Source organism: Cryobacterium zongtaii (assembly GCF_002909375.1).
Classification (GTDB): domain Bacteria; phylum Actinomycetota; class Actinomycetes; order Actinomycetales; family Microbacteriaceae; genus Cryobacterium; species Cryobacterium zongtaii.
Genome location: NZ_PPXD01000006.1, coordinates 14,518 through 35,971 on the forward strand (window position 1 = coordinate 14,518; position 21,454 = coordinate 35,971).

At 67.9% G+C, this 21,454-nt stretch carries 24 protein-coding genes; 15 read left to right on the top strand and 9 right to left on the bottom strand.

The genetic code is table 11. The annotated features are described in order from the left end of the window. The first annotated feature begins 7 nt into the window (after positions 1-7). The 6 genes from nrdI to C3B61_RS04295 all read left to right on the top strand — a co-directional run bounded on the left by nrdI (position 8) and on the right by C3B61_RS04295 (position 6,842). Positions 8-472 (top strand): class Ib ribonucleoside-diphosphate reductase assembly flavoprotein NrdI, encoded by a 465-nt coding sequence (nrdI, locus tag C3B61_RS04270; RefSeq protein WP_103459670.1) that lies wholly within the window; start codon positions 8-10, stop codon positions 470-472. A 35-nt stretch (positions 473-507) separates the two neighbouring features. Continuing rightward, positions 508-2,613 (top strand): class 1b ribonucleoside-diphosphate reductase subunit alpha, encoded by a 2,106-nt coding sequence (gene nrdE, locus C3B61_RS04275; protein ID WP_103459726.1) that lies wholly within the window; start codon positions 508-510, stop codon positions 2,611-2,613. A 98-nt stretch (positions 2,614-2,711) separates the two neighbouring features. Then, on the top strand, positions 2,712-3,686 hold the full coding sequence (gene nrdF / locus C3B61_RS04280; RefSeq protein WP_088455068.1) for a class 1b ribonucleoside-diphosphate reductase subunit beta: 975 nt from the start codon (positions 2,712-2,714) through the stop codon (positions 3,684-3,686). A gap of 104 nt (positions 3,687-3,790) precedes the next feature. Next, positions 3,791-5,167: an FAD-binding oxidoreductase gene (locus tag C3B61_RS04285; protein ID WP_208858769.1), complete on the top strand. Its 1,377-nt coding sequence runs from the start codon at positions 3,791-3,793 to the stop codon at positions 5,165-5,167. Next, a complete protein-coding gene (locus tag C3B61_RS04290; protein ID WP_103459671.1) occupies positions 5,164-6,510 on the top strand; it encodes a class I SAM-dependent methyltransferase in 1,347 nt (448 codons plus the stop codon). The genes C3B61_RS04285 and C3B61_RS04290 overlap by 4 nt, the downstream gene beginning before the upstream one ends. Before the next feature lie 50 nt (positions 6,511-6,560). Next, on the top strand, positions 6,561-6,842 hold the full coding sequence (locus C3B61_RS04295) for a helix-turn-helix domain-containing protein (RefSeq protein WP_103459672.1): 282 nt from the start codon (positions 6,561-6,563) through the stop codon (positions 6,840-6,842). A gap of 19 nt (positions 6,843-6,861) precedes the next feature. Here C3B61_RS04295 and budA read toward each other — a convergent pair whose 3' ends face one another. Both budA and C3B61_RS04305 read right to left on the bottom strand, forming a co-directional pair. Beyond that, the gene (budA, locus tag C3B61_RS04300; RefSeq protein ID WP_244285830.1) at positions 6,862-7,590 is read right to left on the bottom strand and encodes an acetolactate decarboxylase; all 729 of its coding nucleotides are present in this window, start codon (positions 7,588-7,590) and stop codon (positions 6,862-6,864) included. A 28-nt stretch (positions 7,591-7,618) separates the two neighbouring features. Further along, the gene (locus C3B61_RS04305; protein WP_103459673.1) at positions 7,619-8,539 is read right to left on the bottom strand and encodes a hypothetical protein; all 921 of its coding nucleotides are present in this window, start codon (positions 8,537-8,539) and stop codon (positions 7,619-7,621) included. Positions 8,540-8,738: 199 nt separating this feature from the next. Here C3B61_RS04305 and C3B61_RS04310 point away from each other — a divergent pair, with 199 nt between their 5' ends. Further along, a complete protein-coding gene (locus C3B61_RS04310; RefSeq protein ID WP_208858770.1) occupies positions 8,739-9,278 on the top strand; it encodes a universal stress protein in 540 nt (179 codons plus the stop codon). Between the two features lie 44 nt (positions 9,279-9,322). Here C3B61_RS04310 and C3B61_RS04315 read toward each other — a convergent pair whose 3' ends face one another. Next, entirely contained in the window at positions 9,323-9,616 is a 294-nt protein-coding gene (locus C3B61_RS04315) for a PLDc N-terminal domain-containing protein (RefSeq protein WP_103459675.1), read from the bottom strand. 215 nt (positions 9,617-9,831) lie between these two features. Here C3B61_RS04315 and C3B61_RS04320 point away from each other — a divergent pair, with 215 nt between their 5' ends. Further along, positions 9,832-10,473, top strand: coding sequence for a ScbR family autoregulator-binding transcription factor (locus tag C3B61_RS04320; protein ID WP_088455081.1), 642 nt, complete (start codon positions 9,832-9,834; stop codon positions 10,471-10,473). A 95-nt stretch (positions 10,474-10,568) separates the two neighbouring features. Here the strand turns inward: C3B61_RS04320 and C3B61_RS04325 are convergent, their stop codons facing one another. Further along, complete coding sequence (locus C3B61_RS04325) at positions 10,569-11,000, bottom strand: organic hydroperoxide resistance protein (RefSeq protein ID WP_174776277.1); 432 nt, start codon at positions 10,998-11,000, stop codon at positions 10,569-10,571. Positions 11,001-11,128: 128 nt separating this feature from the next. On the opposite strand from C3B61_RS04325, the gene C3B61_RS04330 reads away from it, so the two are divergent. From C3B61_RS04330 to C3B61_RS04340, 3 genes are all read left to right on the top strand, one after another. After that, positions 11,129-11,683, top strand: a complete 555-nt coding sequence (locus C3B61_RS04330; RefSeq protein ID WP_088455082.1) for a MarR family winged helix-turn-helix transcriptional regulator — start codon at positions 11,129-11,131, stop codon at positions 11,681-11,683. A gap of 58 nt (positions 11,684-11,741) precedes the next feature. Further along, on the top strand, positions 11,742-12,110 hold the full coding sequence (locus tag C3B61_RS04335; RefSeq protein ID WP_088455083.1) for a GNAT family N-acetyltransferase: 369 nt from the start codon (positions 11,742-11,744) through the stop codon (positions 12,108-12,110). A gap of 82 nt (positions 12,111-12,192) precedes the next feature. Then, the gene (locus tag C3B61_RS04340) at positions 12,193-12,606 is read left to right on the top strand and encodes an Hsp20/alpha crystallin family protein (RefSeq protein WP_088455084.1); all 414 of its coding nucleotides are present in this window, start codon (positions 12,193-12,195) and stop codon (positions 12,604-12,606) included. Positions 12,607-12,630: 24 nt separating this feature from the next. Here C3B61_RS04340 and arsB read toward each other — a convergent pair whose 3' ends face one another. Continuing rightward, on the bottom strand, positions 12,631-13,761 hold the full coding sequence (gene arsB / locus C3B61_RS04345) for an ACR3 family arsenite efflux transporter (RefSeq protein WP_103459676.1): 1,131 nt from the start codon (positions 13,759-13,761) through the stop codon (positions 12,631-12,633). Positions 13,762-13,857: 96 nt separating this feature from the next. On the opposite strand from arsB, the gene C3B61_RS04350 reads away from it, so the two are divergent. The 3 genes from C3B61_RS04350 to C3B61_RS04360 all read left to right on the top strand — a co-directional run bounded on the left by C3B61_RS04350 (position 13,858) and on the right by C3B61_RS04360 (position 15,539). Beyond that, on the top strand, positions 13,858-14,208 hold the full coding sequence (locus C3B61_RS04350; RefSeq protein WP_103459677.1) for an ArsR/SmtB family transcription factor: 351 nt from the start codon (positions 13,858-13,860) through the stop codon (positions 14,206-14,208). A 49-nt stretch (positions 14,209-14,257) separates the two neighbouring features. Next, positions 14,258-14,443 carry a hypothetical protein gene (locus C3B61_RS04355; protein ID WP_103459678.1) on the top strand — a complete coding sequence of 62 codons (186 nt, stop codon included), beginning with the start codon at positions 14,258-14,260 and terminating at the stop codon, positions 14,441-14,443. 316 nt (positions 14,444-14,759) lie between these two features. Then, entirely contained in the window at positions 14,760-15,539 is a 780-nt protein-coding gene (locus C3B61_RS04360) for a M23 family metallopeptidase (RefSeq protein ID WP_103459679.1), read from the top strand. A gap of 44 nt (positions 15,540-15,583) precedes the next feature. Here C3B61_RS04360 and C3B61_RS04365 read toward each other — a convergent pair whose 3' ends face one another. The 3 genes from C3B61_RS04365 to C3B61_RS04375 all read right to left on the bottom strand — a co-directional run bounded on the left by C3B61_RS04365 (position 15,584) and on the right by C3B61_RS04375 (position 18,519). After that, positions 15,584-15,949, bottom strand: coding sequence for a CHY zinc finger protein (locus C3B61_RS04365; RefSeq protein WP_103459680.1), 366 nt, complete (start codon positions 15,947-15,949; stop codon positions 15,584-15,586). 168 nt (positions 15,950-16,117) lie between these two features. Next, a complete protein-coding gene (locus C3B61_RS04370; RefSeq protein WP_103459681.1) occupies positions 16,118-17,035 on the bottom strand; it encodes a DsbA family protein in 918 nt (305 codons plus the stop codon). A 161-nt stretch (positions 17,036-17,196) separates the two neighbouring features. Continuing rightward, the gene (locus C3B61_RS04375) at positions 17,197-18,519 is read right to left on the bottom strand and encodes a GNAT family N-acetyltransferase (protein WP_103459682.1); all 1,323 of its coding nucleotides are present in this window, start codon (positions 18,517-18,519) and stop codon (positions 17,197-17,199) included. A 431-nt stretch (positions 18,520-18,950) separates the two neighbouring features. On the opposite strand from C3B61_RS04375, the gene C3B61_RS04380 reads away from it, so the two are divergent. Next, positions 18,951-19,964, top strand: a complete 1,014-nt coding sequence (locus C3B61_RS04380) for a LacI family DNA-binding transcriptional regulator (RefSeq protein WP_103432784.1) — start codon at positions 18,951-18,953, stop codon at positions 19,962-19,964. On the opposite strand, the gene C3B61_RS04385 is transcribed toward C3B61_RS04380, so the two are convergent. Further along, on the bottom strand, positions 19,928-21,307 hold the full coding sequence (locus tag C3B61_RS04385) for a glycoside hydrolase family 27 protein (RefSeq protein ID WP_425266410.1): 1,380 nt from the start codon (positions 21,305-21,307) through the stop codon (positions 19,928-19,930). The two genes, C3B61_RS04380 and C3B61_RS04385, sit on opposite strands and share 37 nt — an antisense overlap. Positions 21,308-21,454: the final 147 nt, after the last annotated feature.

Consider the following 21,454-nt stretch of genomic DNA (forward strand, 5'->3'; position numbering starts at 1 on the left):
GGAACCCATGCTGCTTCAGGCTGATTCCACTCGCGAGTCCACCGCCGGCGCGGAAGTGGATGCCGGAGACGTGGACATCGTCTACTTCTCGAGCGTCTCCGGAAACACTCAGAGGTTCGTCGAGAAGCTCGGCCGGCCCGCCGCCCGCATCCCGCTGTACGCCAAGGATGCGCCCCTTGTCGCCCGGCATCCGTTTGTGCTCGTTGTACCCACCTACGGCGGCGGCGATCTGGGGCCGGCAGTGCCACGCCAGGTCATCCGCTTTCTGAACGACACACGCAACCGCTCGCTCATCCGCGGCGTCATCGGCGCCGGGAACACAAATTTCGGTGAGGCCTTCTGCCTCGCCGGGGACATCATCGCGCAGAAGTGCGGTGTGCCCCACCTGTATCGCTTTGAAGTATTCGGCACACCGGACGACGTAGCCGCCGTTCACGAAGGATTGGAAGAATTTTGGAAGCAACAGCCGTGAAGGTCACCCCGATCAGCCCGCCATCGGGCCTGGACATGGATTATCACTCCCTGAACGCCATGCTCAACCTGTACGGACCGAACGGGGAGATCCAGTTCGACAAGGACCGCGAGGCTGCCCGGGAGTTCTTCCTGCAGCACGTGAACCAGAACACGGTGTTCTTCCACTCGTTGCGTGAACGTCTCGACTACCTGGTCGAGAAGGAGTACTACGAGCAGGCCGTGCTCGACATGTACAGCTTCGAGTTCATCACCAGCCTCAACAACCTGGCGTACTCGAAGAAGTTCCGCTTCCAGACCTTCCTCGGCGCGTTCAAGTACTACACGTCCTACACGCTGAAGACCTTCGACGGCAAGCGTTACCTCGAGCGCTTCGAGGACCGCGTCGTGATGACCGCCCTCGGCCTGGCCCAGGGCGACGAACAGCTCGCGGTCGCCCTCGTCGAGGAGATCATCGCCGGTCGTTTCCAGCCCGCGACGCCCACCTTCCTGAACTCCGGCAAGGCCCAGCGCGGCGAGCTCGTCTCCTGCTTCCTGCTGCGTATCGAAGACAACATGGAGTCCATCTCCCGCGGTATCAACTCCTCGCTGCAGCTGTCCAAGCGCGGCGGCGGCGTGGCCCTGCTGCTCTCCAACATCCGGGAGTCCGGCGCGCCGATCAAGCAGATCGAGAACCAGTCCAGCGGCATCATCCCCGTGATGAAGCTGCTCGAAGACTCCTTCAGCTACGCCAACCAGCTCGGTGCCCGCCAGGGTGCCGGAGCGGTGTACCTGCACGCGCACCACCCCGACATCATGCGCTTCCTCGACACCAAGCGCGAGAACGCCGACGAGAAGATCCGCATCAAGACCCTCTCCCTCGGTGTGGTCATCCCCGACATCACCTTCGAGCTGGCCAAGAACAACGAGGACATGTACCTGTTCTCCCCGTACGACGTCGAGCGCGTCTACGGCGTGCCGTTCGCCGACATCTCGGTGTCCGAGAAGTACCACGAGATGGTCGACGACTCGCGCATCAAGAAGTCCAAGATGAAGGCCCGCGACTTCTTCCAGACCCTCGCCGAGATCCAGTTCGAGTCCGGCTACCCGTACATCATGTTCGAAGACACCGTGAACGAGGCGAACCCGATCAAGGGCCGCATCAACATGTCGAACCTGTGCTCGGAGATCCTCCAGGTCAACACCCCGACCACGTACAACGAGGACCTCTCCTACGACGCCATCGGCAAGGACATCTCCTGCAACCTCGGCTCGATGAACATCGCGCTGGCGATGGATGCGCCCGATTTCGGTCGGGTCGTCGACACCGCCATCCGCGGGCTCAGCGCGGTCTCCGACCAGAGCCACATCGCGTCGGTGCGTTCGATCGAGAGCGGCAACGACAAGTCCCACGCCATCGGCCTGGGCCAGATGAACCTGCACGGCTACCTCGCCCGTGAGCGGGTGTACTACGGCAGCCCAGAAGGCATCGACTTCACCAACATCTACTTCTACACGGTGCTGTTCCACGCCCTGCGCGCCTCGAACAAGATCGCCATCGAGCGTGGCATCACCTTCGACGGCTTCGCCGACTCGACCTACGCGTCCGGTGTGTTCTTCGACAAGTACACCGACCAGGTGTGGGAGCCCGTCACCGCCCGCGGCGCCGAGCTGTTCGCGAACTCCAACGTCGAGATCCCCACGCAGGCCGACTGGGCCGAGCTCAAGGCATCCGTCATGGCGCACGGCATCTACAACCAGAACCTGCAGGCCGTTCCGCCGACAGGGTCGATCTCGTACATCAACAACTCGACCGCGTCGATCCACCCGATCGCCTCGAAGATCGAGATCCGCAAGGAAGGCAAGCTCGGCCGCGTGTACTACCCGGCGCCGTTCATGACGAACGACAACACCGAGTTCTACCAGGATGCCTACGAAATCGGCTACGAGAAGGTCATCGACACCTACGCCGCGGCCACCCAGCACGTGGACCAGGGCCTGTCGCTGACGCTGTTCTTCAAGGACACCGCCACCACCCGCGACATCAACCGCGCGCAGATCTACGCGTGGAAAAAGGGCATCAAGACGATCTACTACATCCGTCTGCGCCAGATGGCCCTCGAGGGGACCGAGGTTGAGGGCTGTGTTTCCTGCGCTTTGTGATGTAATTCACTGATCTCAGCGGTGGTCGAGCCTGTCGAGACCACGTAAGCAGATCTCGACAGGCTCGATCAACGACGTACCACCAAGAGGAATAAATCATGATTGACAAGCTCAAGCTCGTCTCCCACGTTGACGCGATCAACTGGAACAAGATCGAAGACGAAAAAGACGTCGAGGTCTGGAACCGCCTCGTCAACAACTTCTGGCTGCCCGAGAAGATCCCGCTCTCCAACGACGTGCAGTCCTGGAACCAGCTCACCCCGGTGGAGCAGCAGCTCACCATGCGCGTGTTCACCGGACTCACCCTGCTCGACACCATCCAGGGCACCGTCGGCGCCGTCTCGCTGATCCCCGACGCGATCACCCCGCACGAGGAAGCCGTCTACACGAACATCGCGTTCATGGAGTCGGTACACGCGAAGAGCTACTCCTCGATCTTCTCGACGCTTGCGTCGACGAAGGAGATCGACGAGGCGTTCCGCTGGTCGACCGAGAACGTCAACCTGCAGAAGAAGGCGTCCATCGTGATGGACTACTACCAGGGTGACGACCCGCTGAAGCGCAAGGTCGCCTCGGTGCTGCTCGAGTCGTTCCTGTTCTACTCCGGCTTCTACCTGCCGATGTACTTCTCCAGCCGCGCCCGCCTTACCAACACGGCCGACCTCATCCGTCTGATCATTCGGGATGAAGCCGTGCACGGCTATTACATCGGCTACAAGTTCCAGAAGGGTCTCGAAGGCGCCACGCAGGAGCGCAAGGATGAGATCAAGGACTACACCTTCAACCTCATGTACGAGCTGTACGAGAACGAGGTGCAGTACACGCAGGACCTGTACGACCAGGTCGGCCTGACCGAAGACGTGAAGAAGTTCCTGCACTACAACGCCAACAAGGCGCTGATGAACCTCGGCTACGAGGCCATGTTCCCCAAGAGCGTCACCGACGTGAACCCGGCGATCCTGTCGGCGCTGTCGCCCAACGCCGACGAGAACCACGACTTCTTCTCCGGGTCGGGCTCCTCGTACGTCATCGGCAAGGCCGTCAACACCGAAGACGACGACTGGGACTTCTAGGTCTCGAGGACTACTGAAAGGGCGGGTGCTTCGGCACCCGCCCTTTCTGCGTGATTGTGCAGATCCCCGTCGCGTCCGGGGCGACCGCGGGCTATCGTGTGGGCGTGCCCGCACTTGTCGACGCGAAGCGCGCTCACGCCGCCGGCGTGCAGCGCCTACTCGAGAGCTATCGGACCGTCCCCGACGGGGCCGCGATTCGGTTGGCCAAACCAACGTCGAACCTGTTCCGGGCACGCGCCAAGAACACCGGGACGGGCCTGGACACCTCCGGGCTGACCGGCGTCATCGCGATAGACGAAGAGGCGCGGACGGCCGACGTGGCCGGCATGTGCACCTACGACGACCTCGTCGCCCAGACGCTGCCCCACGGGCTGGCGCCGCTGGTTGTGCCGCAGTTGAAGACCATCACGCTCGGCGGCGCAGTCACCGGCCTCGGCATCGAGTCGACGTCGTTCCGCAACGGCCTGCCGCACGAGTCGGTGCTGGAGATGGACATCCTCACCGGCACGGGGGAGGTGCTCACCGTCTCGCCCACCGAGCACGCGGATCTGTACCGGGCCTTCCCCAACTCATACGGCACGCTGGGGTACGCGGTGCGCCTGCGCATCGACCTGGAGACCGTCAAGCCATTCGTCGCTCTCCGGCACCTGCGCTTCCACTCACTGAGCGACCTGGTCACAATGATGGGCCGCATTACCCAGACCGGCCGGCTCGACGGGGTGGCGATCGACTACCTCGACGGAGTGGTGTTCAGCGCCGAGGAGAGCTACCTCTGCGTAGGCGTGCAGACCGATACCCCCGGTGCCGTCAGCGACTACACCGGCCAACAGATCTACTACCGCTCCATCCAGCACGACAGCGGGGTGACGGACGACCGCCTCACCATCCACGACTACCTCTGGCGCTGGGACACCGACTGGTTCTGGTGTTCGGAGGCGTTCGGAGCGCAGAATCCGCGGGTCCGCCGGCTGTGGCCGCGACGCTACCGGCGCAGCAGCGTCTACGGGAAGCTGATGAAATACGAACAACGATTCCACATCGGCGATCGCATCGAGAGGCTGGCCGGCCGGCCGCCCCGCGAGCGCGTCGTCCAAGACATCGAGGTGCCGATAGAGCGGTGCGCGGAGTTTCTGGACTGGTTCCTGGACACCGTGCCGATCACACCGATCTGGCTGTGCCCGCTGCGGTTGCAGGACGACACCGGCTGGCCGCTCTACCCGATCGGGCCGCGCCAGAACTACGTGAACGTCGGCTTCTGGTCGACGGTGCCGGTCGGGTCCACCGCGGGGGCGACGAACCGCCTGATCGAACGCGCGGTCCGTGATTTCGACGGGCACAAGTCGTTGTACTCCGACTCCTACTACTCCCGGGCGGAGTTCGACGAACTCTACGGCGGAGAAAACTACCGGGCAGTGAAGAACAGATATGACCCTGATTCACGTCTCCTCGACCTCTATGCCAAGGCGGTGCAACGACGATGACCACGTACCGGGAACGCTCGACGAAGTCGACTTCGCTGACGGATGCACCAGGGAAAACCGGATCGGCGGGGAAATACACCCTCGCCGAGGTGCTGGAGATCTTGGCAGGCGGCCGGCTTCCGCTGCGGTTCACGGCCTATGACGGGAGTTCGACCGGGCCGACGGACGCGTCGTTCGGGCTGGATCTGAGGACCCCCCGCGGCACGAGCTACCTGGCCACCGGCCGCGGCGACCTCGGCTTTGCCCGCGCCTACATCGCCGGCGACCTCGACATCCGCGGGGTGCACCCGGGGGACCCCTATGAGCTGCTCAAGGCCCTCGCCGACAGCCTCGTCTTCGCACGCCCACCGGCACGGATGATGGTCGACATGATCCGCTCCATCGGCGCCCGGCACCTGCGCCCGATAGCGCCGCCGCCCGAGGAAGCGCAGCCCCGGTGGCGCAGGATCACCGGGGGGCTCCGGCACAGCAAGACCCGGGATGCCGAAGCGATCCACCACCACTACGACGTCTCGAACACCTTCTACGAGTGGGTTCTCGGGCCGTCTATGACCTACACCTGCGCGTGTTACCCGCGCGGGAGCGCATCCCTCGAGGAGGCGCAGGACAACAAGTACCGACTCGTCCTCGAAAAGCTGCGACTGAAACCGGGCGACCGGTTGCTCGACGTGGGCTGCGGCTGGGGCGGCATGGTGCGCTACGCCGCCCGCCGTGGCGTGCGAGCGACCGGTGTGACGCTCTCGACCGAGCAGGCCGGCTGGGCGCAGCGGGCCATCGCAGACGAGGGCCTGGGCAATCTGGCCGAGGTCCGTTACGCCGACTATCGCGATGTCACGGAAACCGGGTACGACGCGGTGTCGTCGATCGGGCTGCTCGAGCACATCGGCGTGCGCAACTATCCGTCGTACTTCGGGTTTCTGCAGTCCCGGCTGCGCCCCGGCGGGCTGCTACTCAATCACGCCATCACCTGGCCGGAGAACCACAAACCACCCCAGCCGCGCGGATTCATCGATCGTTACGTCTTTCCCGACGGGGAGCTCACAGGGTCTGGCCGGATCATCAGCGAGGCGCAGGACGCCGGTCTGGAGGTTCTGCACGAAGAGAACCTGCGGCAGCACTACGCGCTGACACTACGCGACTGGTGCGCCAATCTCGTCGAGCACTGGGACGAGGCGGTCGCCGAGGTCGGGCTCCCCACCGCGAAAGTCTGGGGTCTGTATATGGCTGGATCGCGGCTCGGGTTTGAGAACAATGGCATCCAGTTGCACCAGGTGTTGATGGCCCGGCCCGACAAACCGGGCTCTGCCGGCGAGCTGCCGTTGCGGCCGTGGTGGACCCCGTAGTCGCCGTTCGTGCGGCCCGCACGGCTCCCGGCGCGGCCTACGCTGGGGGAATGTCACGCACCACGCGCCTGAAGCCGAACGAGTTGGTTCACGAGTGGCCGGATGGCCCGGCCAGCGACGCCATCGGCGAGGTCGCGCGGACGTTCGCGGGCAACCTGCGCCGTGCCATCGGTTCGCGGAGCATCCGCAATGCCGCCGAGTCCTGCGGCGTGAACCACGCCACCCTGATCGGCATCCTGGACGGGCGGGCCTGGCCGGACATGGAGACCATCGCCAAGCTCGAACGTGGGCTGGATGCGGCGCTCTGGCCGGGGCACGTGACGAGGACCTGACCGGGTCGTTTTGGTTTGCTCAGCGGTGGTTTTCGGTCTGCTCGATCTGGTCGGCGAGATTATCCGGGCTGAGGTCCGCGTTCTTGAACTCGGGTGTGAGCGGCAGTTCCAGGTGCAGGTCGGTGCCGATGCAGATCTCGATGGTGCCCGAGAGTAACGCGAAGTCGAGCACGTGGCCGCCGTGCTGCCGGTCGGCGTCGACGAAGTGCACGTGCCCGCCGGGCACGCCGATGCCCTGCCCGTAAAGCGGGGTGCGGAACCCCGCGACGACGCCGGTGGAACGGCCGAACTCCAGGGTCTTCTCGCCCCGGATGGCCTCGGACATGGGCAGATACGGCTTCTCCTGCCGCTGCACGGCCCGCACCCGCACCCACTCGAACTCGCCGGTCAGCCGCACCGCGTAGAGGTAATTCGCGCTCTGCAGGGTCTCGTTGATCAGCGCCACCGCCTGATCGCGGGTGGCAGGCCCGGTGACGGGGATGGTGACCGTGGGGACGAACTCGGTGACCACGGCGAACGGGGTCAGGTCGCTGGGCGCGGCGGGTGCCACCGTGCCGTCGACCCGCATCCGGTAGCAGACACCGTCGAGGATCAGCATCTCGCCGTCGAGCGCGTTGAAGGTGCCCAGGCCGAAGTCGCCGTGCTCGAGCAGGGTGGCCACGGTGGTGTCACCGTCGTAGATGCCGTCGAGCAGGGCGCTCATCAGGCTGGTCTGGTAGACGAGATGGCGGCCGGCGGGGACGTCCACGATGGTTCCTCCTAAGCGTGCGGTGGGGTTAAAGCGACGGGATCAGCTCGGGCACCCGGCAGGGCTGGCCGTGGGCGTAGTTGAGGCAGGAGCCGAGGGCATCCGGGTACGGGTCCGGGTTGCCGGAGCCGAACCAGGCCGTGTAGAACAGCCAGAAGTTGAGGTTGCCGTGGGTGGAGCATCCGTCGCCATCGCTGTCGGGGTCGGCGAGGGCCGCCTCGTTGGGCTGGTACGGGGTGTAGTTGTACAGGTTGGCGGTGGCCTGGTTCTGGATGTCGACGGTGCTCGCGCCGCACGCGGCGTCGGGGTTGTAGCCCACCTCGGTGTCGCCGATCTTGTAGGTGCGCTCGGGCTCCTGGGTGTACTGACGGAACTGCCAGGCCGCGTTGTAGACCTGGTTGAAGAAACCGAAGTACTCGGTCTCGCAGTCGGCCGTGTCGGGGCAGCCGTAGCCGGTGGCGCGCAGGTAGCCGGACTCGGTGGGCCGGCTGAGCAGGGACTGCTCCTTCTGCAACAGCACCAGCAGAATGCGGGGGCTGATGCCGCAGGCCTCGGCGACCTTGCTGATGATGGTGCTCGCGTGTTCGTTCTCGGCGCCCGGGTAGGCGGCACAGTGGCCGGCACCCGCGGCGGGCTGGTCGACGGTGCTCTCGCGGTACTCCCAGAGGCAGGGCGAGCTGTCGGTGCGGATGCAGCTGCGCGACAGCAGGAACGACTGCACCTGCTGCTCGGTCATGGCGTCGGCGTTGAAGAAGGTGTAGTCGCTGACGATGCGGCCGGGCTCGAAGCCGGCCAGGTCGATCGTGTTCGTGGCGATGGGCGCGGTGGGAGCCGCCGTGGCGGGTTCGGCGCGCAGGGCGGCACTGACGAGGGCTGCGCCGGCCAGGACGACGACGAGAACGGCAGCCGTCGCGAGCGCGGACAAACGGTGGCGCTCGAAGTAGCTCATCCCCAGAGACTATCGAAGGCGTTCGGACGTCGGGTGGGAGGCGGCTGCGAGAGGCTGCGCCGGCGCGGCTCAGCGGCGGAGGGCGGCCGGAATTCCTCGCCCGAGATGGCCCGCGCTCTTCCGGCGGCAGGCTCGGGACGGTTGAATGGGAGGGAACCGCAGGAGTCGGACGCTCCGCCTTCCGCGGCAGGAGGCCACCATGGACGCTGACACCGGCACAGGCAATGACCCTCGGCCCGATGCGGGCGACGCGGCGGCGGTGCACGCCGAAGCGGCCGCGCAACCGGCACAGCAGCCCGGCCCGCGCACGGGCATCGTCGTCGGACATGATGGATCGGCCGACGCTGATCACGCCCTGACCGTGGCTCTCGACCTGGCCGCCGACCTCAAGGTGCCGGTGACGATCGTGCGTGCCTGGACCATCGACACGGCTCCGCGCCCGGCGAACTGGGAGTTCGGCTATGTGTCGTCGTACTCGGACTACGCGGGCGCGGTGCGGGAACGCCTCGTGGACGACACCCGGGACGTCGTCGCCGAGCATCCGGGGCTCACTGCGGAGTACCGGGTGGCGCTGGGCGGGCCGGCCAAGACTCTGATCGAGGTCTCGCGGGGGTCCCGGATGCTGGTGGTCGGCTCCCGCGGGCGCGGCGGACTGGCCGGGATGCTGCTCGGCTCGGTCAGTGAGCAGTGCGTGCGGCATGCGGACTGCCCGGTGCTCGTGGTGCGGCCCCGGTCCTGAACCGCGGAAGCGGGACTGCCGGGTGCGGGTCAGCCCGGTGCGGGTCAGCCGGCCTGGAGGCGGTTGCCCACCGCGAACCAGGCGAGCGCACCGAACACCGGTGCGAAGACCACGGTCAACACCCACCGTGTGCGGGCAGGTTCGCTCAGGTGCACGGCGCGGACCACCTGCGCGAGGGCGGCCACGATGAGGACGAGGGCGCCCAGGCCGGCCAGGACGATGAGCGTCACGCCGATCAGAGCGCCCAGCGTGGCGCCGTCGATAGCGCCGCCGTCCAGGACATCTGTGCGCCCGAGCGTTCCTTGCCAGGCGGTGCTGAGTATTCCTGTGCTGTTCATTCGTCGGATTCCCCTCGATCCCGGCAGATGGTGCCCGGCGGCGGCGCTGGGCGGGTGGTGCGGTCGTGCGGTGGTCGTCGGCCGGGAAAACAGGTTCCCCCCGGAATGCTCGCCCGGCCTAACGGAAGCATACCAAACGGTATGCTTTCTGGTGAGACGAAGTCGGAATTGGTCTCGGTGCCGTGCCGGGTGCCCGTTTCCAGTCGAGGAGCGTCATGACCCAACAGGCTCGCGCCGTGGAGACCCGGGCGGCGATCATCCGCGCCGCCGCCGATGTCTTCGGCGCTGTGGGCTACGGCGGTGCCTCGATGGCGGATATCTGTGTCGCGGCCGGGCTCACCAAGGGGGCGCTGTACTTCCACTTCGCGTCGAAGGAGGCGCTGGCGCTGGCGGTCATCGACGCCCAGCATGAGCGGGCGCTCGGGCTCGGCGACGAGCTGCTGCACAGCGAACAGCCCGGCCTGCACGTGCTGTTGCGGATGGCGTTCGAGCTGGGCAAGCAGGTGCGCGACGATCCGGTGTCGCGGGCAGGCATCCGCCTGACGATGGAATCGAGCAACCTCTCGGTGCCCGTCGTGACGCCATACGAGGACTGGATCGCGGCCTGCGAGCTGCTGCTGCGGCGCGCGATCCTCGACGGCGACGTGCGCGCCGACGTGGATGTCGCCGCCGCCGCCCGGTTCATCAGCCCGGCGTTCACGGGTGTGCAGGTGGTCTCCGGCGTGCTCACCGGCCGGGCGGACCTGATGCAGCGGCTCGTGGAGATGTGGTCGTTCGTGCTGCCGAGCCTGGTGGTGCCCGAGCGGTGGGACGTGCTGCGGACCCTGCCCGCGGAGATGGCCGACGTCTGGGGGTAGAGCCTGCCGGTGGCGCAACTGGTGCCCGTGCGGACAATTGGTGCCGGTGTGCCGGACGCAATTGTCCGCACGGGACGCAGACGCGAAGGTGGTGGCTAGTCCTCGTCGGTGACGACGGTGAGCTTCACGGCGATGTTGCCGCGGGTGGCGCGGGAATACGGGCAGACCGCGTGTGCGGCTTCCATGGCTGCCTGCGCTGTGGCCGGGTCTGCGCCGGGGATCTGGGCCTCGATGGTGACCTCGAAGTCGAGGCCGGTGGCCATGCTGCCGACGAGGTTGACGGTGAGGGTGACGGCGGATTCCGACACGTCGACCTTGTTCTGGCGGGCGGTGGCCTTGAGGGCGTTGTGGAAGCAGGCCGCCCAGCCGCTGGCGAAGAGCTGCTCGGGGTTGGTGCCGGGTCCGTCGTCGCCGCCCATGTCCTTCGGGATGGACAGGTCGAGGTCGAGCTTGTTGTCGCTGGTGACGACCTTGCCGGTGCGTCCACCCCAGGAGGTGGCGGATGCGGTGTAAATGGCGTTGGTCATGATTGTCTTCTTTCGGGTAGAGCGGAGCACACTGGACTCAGTCGTCAACACGCAGAGTGTTCGACACCGAGCCGACAAGTGCTTCGTATTCGAAACAACTTCTTTCTCACCCTAACGGAGGACCGACCATGGGAATTCCCGAACCATCCATCTCGGCCGATGAGATGCGTGCCTGGGCGGCCCTGTTCGAGACGTCGAACATCGTGCAGTACGCGGCCGACCGCAATCTGCGCGACTCCGTGGGCCTCACCCTCGCGCAGTTCGAGATTCTCCTGCGCATCGGCGAAGCCGGCACCGTTGGGCGGCGCATGACCGACATCGCCGATTCACTCACGGTCTCCCGCAGTGGGCTCACCTACCAGGTCGGCCAGTTGGAGCGGAAGGAGCTGGTGCTTCGGCAGCCGGCCCCCGACGACGACAGGTCGGTCATCGCCCACATCACTCCGGCGGGCCTCGACCTGCTGCGGACGGGCATCCCCGGTTACGTCGACCTGGTGCGGGAGATGCTCTTCGACAGGCTCAGCCATGCCGACCTGATGACCGTCACCGAGATCCTCGACGATGTGCGCCGCCAGCTCAAGGAGCAGCCGAAGCGGTCAACCTACCGGCGGGCGCGGCGCAGCGTCGCTCAGGCGGGTGCGGATGCCGCGGCGGCGGCCGGCGCGGTGCCGACCACCGAGTAGCGCCGGATGGGCAGCCGCGAGGGGTTGCATCCGTCGGCGCGCTGGGCAGACTGGGGGGATGAGCATCCCCACACATGGCGATAGTCAGCCCGGTGCCGGCGAGCAGCGCACCGTCGAACTCGTCGAGGATGAGCGCCGGTACGTGCTGCTGCTCGACGGGGTGCAGGTGGGCCACACCGTCTACGCCGATCACGGCGAGCAGCGGGTGTTCGTGCACACCGAGATCAGCATGGACCAGTCCGGCAAGGGCCTGGCGTCGACGCTGGTGGCGGCCGCGCTCGCCGATGTGCGGGCGCGCGGGCTGCGGGTTGTGGCGTTGTGCCCGTTCACGGCCGCCTACCTGCGCGGGCATCGCGAGTACGACGATATTCTCGACCCGCTGACCCCGCGGCTGAAGGCCGATCTGCGCGCGGCGCAGCTGATCTAGCGCCCGCCGCACGGCCTGCGCGGGCCACGGCGCGGGGGTACTCTGTGCAGCGAAAACAGGCCGAACCCCAAGGAGATGCATCATGGCTGGTGGAGTAGCGCGCCGCGACCGATTCGAATTGCCCGACTCGGTGCGACGCTTTTTTGAGGGCGACTGGGAGTCCGCAGCCCTGCGGGTGGAGGAATACCAGGAGGGTGACACCCTCGTGGTGAAAGCCGAGATGCCCGGCATCGACCCCGACAAGGACGTGGACATCTCGGTGTCCGACGGGGTCCTGCACATCCAGGCCGAACGCCAGGAGACCAGCGAACACAAGGAGAAGGGCGGCTACCGCACCGAATTCCGCTACGGCTCCTTCGCCCGCGACATCCCGTTGCCCAGCGGCAGCAAGGACTCCGACGTCTCGGCCAGCTACCGGGACGGCGTACTCGAGGTGCGGGTACCCGTCGCCGAGCGCGAGCAGACGACGTCGAAGATCCAGGTGACCCGCGGCTGAGCCTGCTCCGCTGGCACTGACGGGTCAGACGGCGGTCGGCGCCGCCGCCTTGGCGGATGCCGGTTCGCCGGATGCTGCTGCCCGGGGCGCCGGCTCGTGGCCGAACAGCTTCGGGCGCAGCCACAGCGACACGTAGACCAGGGCGATCAGAGCCGGCACCTCGATCAGCGGGCCCACGATGCCGGCCAGGGCCTGACCGCTCGTGGCGCCGAATGTGCCGATGGCCACCGCGATGGCCAGCTCGAAGTTGTTTCCCGCCGCCGTGAAGGCCAGCGTGGCCGTGCGGGCGTACGACAGCCCGACCAGCCGGCCGGCCAGAAAGCCCGCCCCGAACATCACCGCGAAGTAGACCAGCAGCGGCAGGGCGATGCGCACCACGTCCAGCGGCCGGTTGATGACCTGCTGACCCTGCAGGGCGAAGAGCAACACGATCGTGAAGAGCAGTCCGTAGAGCGCGAACGGGCCCACCCGCGGCAGGAACCGGCTCTCGTACCAGGCGCGGCCACGGGTGGCCTCGCCGATGCGGCGGGAGAGGTAGCCGGCCAGCAGCGGAATTCCGAGGAACACCAACACACTCGCGGTGATCGCCCAGATGGAGAACTCGGCGCTGGTCGTGGCCAGGCCGAGCCAGGCCGGCAGCACCTGCAGGTAGAACCAGCCGAGGGCGGCGAACGCGATGACCTGGAACACCGAGTTGATCGCCACGAGGAACGCCGCGGCCTCCCGGTCGCCGCAGGCCAGGTCGTTCCAGATGAGCACCATGGCGATGCACCTGGCCAGACCCACGATGATCAGCCCGGTGCGGTATTCGGGCAGCTCGGGCAGGAAGACCCAGGCGAGCGCGAACATCAGCGCCGGGCCCACGAGCCAGTTCAGCACCAGCGAGGACACCAGCAGGCGCCGGTCGCCGGCGACGGCGCGGGCATCCGAGTACCGCACCTTGGCGAGCACCGGATACATCATCACCAGCAGGCCCACCGCGATCGGCACGCTCACCGAGCCGATCGAGAACGCGTGCAGCAGGTCGCCGACGCCGGGCGCGAAGACGGCGAGCAGTAGCCCGAGCCCCATCGCGAGGAGAATCCAGACCGGCAGCAGCCGATCGGTGGTGCCGAGCTGCGCGGCGGCAGGGGCGGGCTGGTCGGCGGATGTCATGGTGCTCCATCGGTCACGGCTGGGAAATAGATGAACGTCGATATTGAGTGTGGCGACAGCATCGATGGATGTCAATTCGCGTGTCAGAATGGGGGAATGGTGAACGTCGAACTTCTGCAGGCCCCCGCGGCGGTCGAGTGCTGCGCGCCGCCCGCCCGCCAAGCGCTCGCCGCGGACGGCGCGGAAAAGCTCGCGAAGACCCTCAAGGCCATCGCCGATCCGGCCCGGCTTCGGCTGATCTCGATGGTCGCCGCCCACGACGACGCCGAAGCCTGCGTCTGCGACCTCACCGAACCCCTCGGCCTCAGCCAGCCCACGGTGTCCCACCATCTCAAAGTGCTGGTGGATGCCGGTATTCTCTCCCGGGACAAGCGCGGCACCTGGGCGTACTACCGACTGGTGCCCGGCGCGCTCGACGCCCTGGCCCAGTCGGTCGTCACCGTCTGAGCCGTCGGGTCCACTGGAACCACCCAGCCGCGCTTTGTAGAGTGAAGGCATGACAATCGCACCCGACCACGCCGTGCGCCGCAGCGCGCTGTTCGGCTGGCTGTGGAGCGTCGCGGTTCTCGGCCTCGGCCTCTGGGTGAGCCTGGCCACCGGTGAATGGATCGCCATGCTGTGCGCGGCCGGCCTGGTCATCCTGCCGATCGGCGGCCTGGCCCTCCGCGCCAGACGACCCTAGCGACACCCCCGCCGATGTGTGCGTACGCATGCACACACACGGTTTACCCAGAAACGTGACGTAACGTCATTTATCTGCGCGCGGGGCCGACGTCGTCGCCGTGTGCTGGATTCCCATTCGGCGGTGCCACCTTCACGGTTCCCGCCCGCTCCACGCCCTATCCGGCCTGCCCTGTCACCTGACGCGGGCCGCTGCCGGTGAGTGACCCTTTCGAGGCCTGGTGGATCCGCATCCTGATCCCGCATCGACCAGAAAGCTTTTGCCATGTCCATTTGCACCGTGCACATCCTTGCTCACGTTTCGGCCGGGGAGTTTCATGCGTAGGCGCAGCGGATTCATCAAGCCGCCCTCCCGCCGCCGACAGGTCACCGCCGTCACCGCCATGACCTTTGTGGCGCTGCTCACCACGGCCGGTGCGCTGCCCGCGCAGGCCGCTTACGTGGATGCCGACGGTGCTCCGGCCAGCGCGGCTCAGGCGTCCGCCGCCAGGGTGGCCCAGGCCGAGGCCGCACCGGCACAGAGCATCAGCGTGACCGCCGCAGCGCCCGTCGCCGTGCAGGTGGACACCTACACGGCCAAGGAGGTCGCGCCGCCACCACCACCCGTGGTCGTCGCCCCCGCGGCCGCGGCCGCGCCCACCGCCGTTGCCGCCGCCCCCGCCGGGGCGAGCGTGCGCTGGCCGTTCCCCGGTTCCATCCGCATCTCCGACGGCTACGGCCCCCGCTCGGCGCCCTGCGCGGGATGCTCGACCTTCCACGACGGCCTCGACATGAACCCCGGCCAGGGAACCCCGATCGGTTCCGTCGCCGACGGCGTCGTGAGCTCGGTGACCGCGTACGACAACGGCGGCCTGGGCGTGCACGTCATGATCGATCACGTCGTGAACGGTCAGAACGTCACCAGCACCTACGGGCACATGCTCGCCGGCTCCGCCGCCGTGAGTGTGGGCCAGTCCGTCACGGCCGGTCAGGTGATCGGCAACGTCGGCAGCACGGGCCAGAGCACCGGACCGCACCTGCACCTGGAGCTGCACCTCAACGGCGTCACCGCCATCGACCCGTACTCCTGGCTGACCGAGCACGCGGGGCCGATGTAACCCACCCCGGGGCTCCATGCGGCGCCGGTCGCCCGGGCCGGGAGTCAGGGCGTCGGCGGCGCCACCTGGAAGTACAGGTGGGCGTGCAGACGGCATCCGTCATTGAAGGGCGACCCGCACGCCGGGCAGGCGGACACGGACCTGTAGACCTCGATCGTGAGGGTCTGCCCGCACGCGCCGCAGAGAATCGCCCGCTCGGCCCACTCCGCCGGCGCCCACTGCGCTGCCGGGTGCGATTCGGCGTCGGCGTGACACTGGAAGCACGGGTAGAACCTGTCGCAGCAGCGGAACCTGATCGCGACGATGTCGGTGGGCCCGGCGTAGTGCACGCACCGGGTGTTCGCATCGACGGTGGCGCCGTAGACGCGCGGCCTGGCCGGGTGCCGGTCGGCCGGGACTTCGTGCAACATGCCGTCTCCTTCGGGTCCAACAGCGCGGTCACCCGCTCGCATCCGCTCTCGTGCGCGGACAACAACTGTGGCCGGTGCGGATTTCTGCGCCCGGTGTGCCGGGTGCTTGTCCGCACCGGCCACAGTAGCCGAGCTGGATGCCGTCGCGGGAGTCCGCGCGGGCAGTGGCTACTCGCCGGTGTCGGTGCCCGAGTCGGTGCCGCTGGTGTCGGTCGTCGCGGTGGCCTGCTCCAACACGAACGCCTCGAAGGCTGCCGCGTCGCCGAGGTCGCCCTCATACTTGACGCCCTGCACGAGGACCGTCGGGGTGCCGGCGAGCGCGCCGATGTCGGTGTTGGGCAGCGGGTTGTCCAGAGCGCGGTCGGTGGCGTCGCCCACCCAGTCGGCGAACTCCTGGTCGGTGATGCAGGTGGCCACGGATTCGTCGGTGACGCCGGCCTCCTCCACCAGGCTGACGAGCTCAGCATTGCTGAGGCCGGTCGTGCCCTCGGTGGGCTGGTTCGCGAACAGGGCGCTGTTCACGTCGAGGAAGCTGTCCGGCTGGTAGTTGGCCACGCAGGCGGCGGCGTTGGCCGACCTGGTGGAGTACTTGCTGCCGCTCGAGGACTGGTCGAGGATCGAGATCGGGTGCGTCTCGAGGGTGATGTTGCCCGCGGTGAGCCAACTGGTGAGCTGGGCGCCGTTCGTGGTCTCGAACTGGCCGCAGTATGGGCACAGGTAGTCCAGGTACACCGCGATGTTCACGGTGCTGGTGAGCTCGCTCACATCGGTGGGCACTGGCTCGGCGTCGGCCGCGGTCGCCGCGGTCGTCACGGCGCTGATGGTGGTGCCGTCACCCTGCATCAGGATGCCGTCGCTGGCCATGTTGAGCGGCCCGGGCGAGGGCGGCTTGACGCTGCCCACGATCAGAACGGCGACGATGACGGCCACGGCCACCAGGGCCAGGCCGATGCCGCCGCGGAGGAACCAGCGATTGCGCGTCTCGCGCTTCTTCTGCTCCTCCCGCTGGATGCGGGCGGTCTCGCGCGCGATCTCACGGCGATCCTTCTTCGGGGGGAGCGCCTGGCCGGGGGTTTTTGAGTTCATGGGCTATCTGTGCCGTTTCGTCGGGACTGGTTCTCACCCCGACGATATCGACCCGGCCTATGAGGCCGGTTGCCGGGTGCTGTGAGCTAGCTGGGAGGGCAGCCCGAGCCGGGCACCCAGATCAGCCTAAGACCAGATCGGGGTGCACCGGGAGCGAGCGGCTAGAACCAGGTGCTCAGGTGCGGGGCGTAGGCGGAGTGCAGCGCCGTGTCCAGCCGGACGGCGGCATCCGGAGACTTCTCGGTGATCCGGCCGGCGCGGGCGAGGTCGACCGCGCTCGTGCCGCCGAGGTACAGCGATGCCAGGTCCGCTGCCGAGAGGGCCACCTCGACGGCGCCGGCCGGGGCCGTACCGGTGAGCGGATGCGCCTGCCCCGACCCGTCGGCGGCCACGGTGAGCAGAAACCGGCCCTGGGCGAAGCCGAGGTCGTCGGTGACGTCGAGCAGGTAGTCGCCCGGCGCCGCGTAGCTGCGGGCGCCGAGCGCCACCGGAACGTCGAGGATACGCAGCCAGAGGTGGTCGCGTTCGCTGGTCTTGCGCACGGCGCGGTGGTCGGAGACCTGCCACGCCACCGGCTCGGAGACGCTGCGGAGGCCCGCGTTGATCTCGTTCACCATGTCCATCTCGATCACGAACCGCCAGAGCGCGGCATAGGCGTCGTCGGTGGCCGCGACGAGGTCGACAAGCTTGAGCTGGCCGGGGTGGCTGACGTTCTGCAGCGCGATCTCGTAGAGCGCGAATCCGGCGATGGCGCCGTCGGCATCGTCGTAGCGCACCGCGCGGATGCCGCGCTTGTGCGCGTCGGGTTCGTTCGGCAGCAGGCCAAGGGTGCGCTTCCACCAGATCTCGCGACGGTCGACCTCGCCGGGGGAGCGATCGCGGGTGCGTTCGAAGACGGCGGGGCCGTCGGCGAGCAGCGATTCCGGGCTGACGAACTGAACGCGGCCGGCCGGGGTGGGGCCGGTCCAGCGGGCCCGCTGGGTGTCGACGACGTACGAGGACTGCCGAGCCGACGGTCCGAAACCGTACCGGCCGTAGATGGTGGCTTCGGAGACCGTGAGCATGGCGATCGGCAGGCCGAGCCGCTGGGCGGTGCGGAGCTCCGAGGTGAGCATGGCCCTGGCAATGCCCTGGCGGCGGTGGGTGGGGGAGACGGTGACCGAGCTGATCGCCCAGGTGCCCAGGGCGGTGCCGCCGGGCACGGTCAGGCCCATCTCCCAGGACCGTATTGTGGCGACCGGGGTCTCCGGGTCGGCCTGCGAGGCGTCCCAGACGCCGGTGACCCTGTCGGTGGCGATGTCCTCGACCTGCACCTCGAGGGTGCCCTCGGTGGGCGTGACCTCGTGGAAGCCGCGGGCATCCGCCAGCAGCCAACGCTTCAGGCCCGCCTCGTCGTCGGCGTCGAGCACCGCCAGTCTCAGGCCGCGTTCGGCGAGGTTTGCGGTGGATTCGGGGTCGACGGGTGCGGAGGCGTAGGCATTCACCCATCCAGCCTACTCACGCGGATCCGGGGCGGGCCGGGTGGGCGGCGGCCCGCTTGTCACCGATGCGGGCGTCGTCGGCGGCGACGGTACCGGGATGGTGAACCTGGCGCAGGCGAGTGCCCTCCACGTCTCGTGGACCACTTTCTTCCCGCAGGCAGGTGTCCTTCGCGGCGGCACGGGTTCTAACGTGTGCCGCCGGGACTGACGTGTGCCGCCGGGACTTGTGAGTGCCGCGAGGCCCGCGGCGCCGGAAGCGGGGCGAGGCCCCGCCGGGAATGGACCGCGCCAGAGCCGCCAGGCGGCTGCAACGTTGTAATGAAGGCGGTAAGTTCGGACGTGAGCAGACCGACGCGCCGAGGACGGCGTGTGGCCGCCCGGAGTCGCGACCGCGCGCACGGACTGTTCGCGGCACTGACCGACAGGGAGCGAAATTGGCAGCAACACTGCGCGATGTGGCGGCGCTCGCCGGGGTGTCGATCAAGACCGTCTCCAATGTGGTCCACGACTTTCAGCACATCCGGCCCGCAACCCGGGAGAGGGTGCGCGCGGCCATCGACGAGCTCGGCTACAAGCCCAACATCTCAGCACGCAGCCTGCGCTCAGGCCGCACCGGTGTGATCGGCCTGGCCCTGCCCGAGCTCAGCCTCAGCTACTTCGCCGAGCTGGCGGATGCGATCATCCAGGCCGCCGAGCGCCGTCACTTGGTGGTGCTGCTCGAGCAGACCGGTGGCGGTGACCGCGACCGCGAGATCGCCATGCTCTCGAGCCCGCGGCTACAGCTGACCGACGGCCTGATCTTCAGCCCGCTGGGCCTGAGCACCGAGGATGCCGCCATGCTCAACGTGGGCTACCCGATGGTGCTGCTCGGTGAGCGGGTCTTCGGCGGACCCGTTGACCACGTCACCATGCACAACGTGGAAGCCTCGAAGGCGGCGACCCTGCACCTGATCAGCCGGGGCCGGCGCCGGATCGCCATCATCGGCGCGCACGAGGGCGAGGTGGTGGGCTCCGCCGTGCTGCGTGTGCAGGGTTACCGCGAGGCCCTCGCCGAGGCCGGCATCCCGTTCGACCCGGCGCTGATCTGCAATGTGGGCCGGTGGCACCGGGCGGACGGCGCCGAGGCGATGCGCGCCCTGATCGACACCGGCGTCAGTTTCGACGCGGTGTTCGGGCTCAACGACACCCTGGCGCTCGGCGCCATGCGGGTGGCTCAGGTGGCCGGGCTGCGGGTGCCGGAAGACGTAATGTTCATCGGCTTCGACGCCCTCGACGAGACCAAGTACTCCCTGCCGACCCTGTCGACCATCGACCCCGGCCGCGACGAGATCGCCGACACCGCGGTGCGCCTGCTCGTGCAGCGCATCGAGGAGGGCGTGACCCCGCGGGTGCCCGAGGTCTACCTGGCCGACTACACCGTGATCGACCGGGAGTCGACGGCAGGCTGACTGGACTGGTGCTCGAGGGCGGTGTCGAATTGCACAAGACGGCAGCCGTGTGCCGGCACCCGCAGGGTGGTGCCGCCGTTCGTCACCGCGACCTGATCGCCGTGCCACAGGTCGGTGGCCGTGGCCGCCCCGGCCGGTGCGCCCAGCGCCGACAACGGCAGATGGATGTCCCTGGCGGCGTCCGCGGTATTGAACACGGCCACGTAAATCGCCGCCGGCTCTTCGACTTCGGCCCCGGCAACCGAACTCCACACGATGGTGTCACCCTCCCGCCAAAGCTCCCGCTGGCCGTGCGAGTCGCGGTGCATGCGCAGCACCGCCGGGTTGGTGAGCAGGGCCAGGGTCTGGGGTGGGGTGGACGGCAGGTCGCCGCCGAACATCAACGGGGACCGGGCCAGGCACCACAGCGTGAGCATGGTGCGCTGTTCGTCCGGCGTGAGCCGGCTCATCCGGTCGTCGCCGCGTTCGGCCCGGATGCCGATGCGCCCCAACGGCAGCATGTCGGCGTCGGCCCAGGCGCCGGGGCGCTGGTGCGGTGCCCAGCGCGCGAGCCGGCCGAACTGGTCGAGGATGTCCTCCCAGCGGTCCCAGAGGTCGTCGGACACCCGCCAGAGCTCGGCGTTTGCGGCCAGGTGCTCGCGGTGGGCCTGGGAGAGATCGGTGCCGGGGGAGAGGCTGAGGGTGATCGGGCGTCCGGAGCGGGCGATTGCTAGGGCGTAGGCCGCGATTTCGCGGGAGTGATACGGCGCGAGCATGTCGTCGGCCTTGATGAAGTCCACGCCCCAGGTCGCGAACTGGGCCACCTGGGCGTCGTAGTAGGCCTGCGCGCCGGGGTGGTCGTGGTTCAGGCCCACGTTGTCCGGGTTCCAGGTGCAGGCCGAGGCCGGGTCGGCGATGTCGGCGGCGGTCACCCCGGCACGCGCGAAGACGGGCAGGGCCCGCTCCACCGCGGCCCGCGGGATCCCGCGCATGATGTGCAGCCCGAAACGCAGGCCGAGCGCGTGCACCCGGGCGGCGAGCGGGGCGAAGCCGGCGCCGGCGGTCGCCGACGGGAACCGGTTGGTGGCGGGCAGCTGGCGGCCCCAGGCATCCATCTCGATGCCGGGCTTCTCGTTGTAACCGCCAGCGCGGGCGGCGGGGTCGTACCAGGCGATGTCGACCACGATGGTGTCCCAGCCGAAGCGCAGCAGGTGTTCGGCCATGAACTCGGCGTTGGCCAGCACCTCGGCCTCCGTGACGGTGGTGCCGTAACAATCCCAGGAGTTCCAGCCCATCGGAGGCCGGTCGGCGAGCGGGGCGACGGTGCCGTGCATGGCCAGGTCAGCGGGGAATTCGAGGGACATCGGGAGGCTCCGGTTCGGTGGGCCGCCCCGGCCACGGCCGGTAACGGGACGATAACTTTTATTGCAACGTTGGAATTTTTTGCCGGGATTCGTTGCGTCTGCACCGAGCCTGTCATACTGTTACAACGTTGTAAAACACTCAGGACG

What these genes read in the sequence shown, in the direction of transcription:
- nrdI (WP_103459670.1), top strand. Translation starts at nt 8, where the DNA reads ATGCTGCTTCAGGCTGATTCCACTCGCGAGTCCACCGCCGGCGCGGAA.
- nrdE (WP_103459726.1), top strand. Translation starts at nt 508, where the DNA reads ATGGATTATCACTCCCTGAACGCCATGCTCAACCTGTACGGACCGAAC.
- nrdF (WP_088455068.1), top strand. Translation starts at nt 2,712, where the DNA reads ATGATTGACAAGCTCAAGCTCGTCTCCCACGTTGACGCGATCAACTGG.
- C3B61_RS04290 (WP_103459671.1), top strand. Translation starts at nt 5,164, where the DNA reads ATGACCACGTACCGGGAACGCTCGACGAAGTCGACTTCGCTGACGGAT.
- C3B61_RS04295 (WP_103459672.1), top strand. Translation starts at nt 6,561, where the DNA reads ATGTCACGCACCACGCGCCTGAAGCCGAACGAGTTGGTTCACGAGTGG.
- C3B61_RS04305 (WP_103459673.1), bottom strand. Translation starts at nt 8,539, where the DNA reads ATGAGCTACTTCGAGCGCCACCGTTTGTCCGCGCTCGCGACGGCTGCC.
- C3B61_RS04310 (WP_208858770.1), top strand. Translation starts at nt 8,739, where the DNA reads ATGGACGCTGACACCGGCACAGGCAATGACCCTCGGCCCGATGCGGGC.
- C3B61_RS04315 (WP_103459675.1), bottom strand. Translation starts at nt 9,616, where the DNA reads ATGAACAGCACAGGAATACTCAGCACCGCCTGGCAAGGAACGCTCGGG.
- C3B61_RS04320 (WP_088455081.1), top strand. Translation starts at nt 9,832, where the DNA reads ATGACCCAACAGGCTCGCGCCGTGGAGACCCGGGCGGCGATCATCCGC.
- C3B61_RS04325 (WP_174776277.1), bottom strand. Translation starts at nt 11,000, where the DNA reads ATGACCAACGCCATTTACACCGCATCCGCCACCTCCTGGGGTGGACGC.
- C3B61_RS04330 (WP_088455082.1), top strand. Translation starts at nt 11,129, where the DNA reads ATGGGAATTCCCGAACCATCCATCTCGGCCGATGAGATGCGTGCCTGG.
- C3B61_RS04335 (WP_088455083.1), top strand. Translation starts at nt 11,742, where the DNA reads ATGAGCATCCCCACACATGGCGATAGTCAGCCCGGTGCCGGCGAGCAG.
- C3B61_RS04340 (WP_088455084.1), top strand. Translation starts at nt 12,193, where the DNA reads ATGGCTGGTGGAGTAGCGCGCCGCGACCGATTCGAATTGCCCGACTCG.
- arsB (WP_103459676.1), bottom strand. Translation starts at nt 13,761, where the DNA reads ATGACATCCGCCGACCAGCCCGCCCCTGCCGCCGCGCAGCTCGGCACC.
- C3B61_RS04350 (WP_103459677.1), top strand. Translation starts at nt 13,858, where the DNA reads ATGGTGAACGTCGAACTTCTGCAGGCCCCCGCGGCGGTCGAGTGCTGC.
- C3B61_RS04355 (WP_103459678.1), top strand. Translation starts at nt 14,258, where the DNA reads ATGACAATCGCACCCGACCACGCCGTGCGCCGCAGCGCGCTGTTCGGC.
- C3B61_RS04360 (WP_103459679.1), top strand. Translation starts at nt 14,760, where the DNA reads ATGCGTAGGCGCAGCGGATTCATCAAGCCGCCCTCCCGCCGCCGACAG.
- C3B61_RS04365 (WP_103459680.1), bottom strand. Translation starts at nt 15,949, where the DNA reads ATGTTGCACGAAGTCCCGGCCGACCGGCACCCGGCCAGGCCGCGCGTC.
- C3B61_RS04370 (WP_103459681.1), bottom strand. Translation starts at nt 17,035, where the DNA reads ATGAACTCAAAAACCCCCGGCCAGGCGCTCCCCCCGAAGAAGGATCGC.
- C3B61_RS04385 (WP_425266410.1), bottom strand. Translation starts at nt 21,307, where the DNA reads ATGTCCCTCGAATTCCCCGCTGACCTGGCCATGCACGGCACCGTCGCC.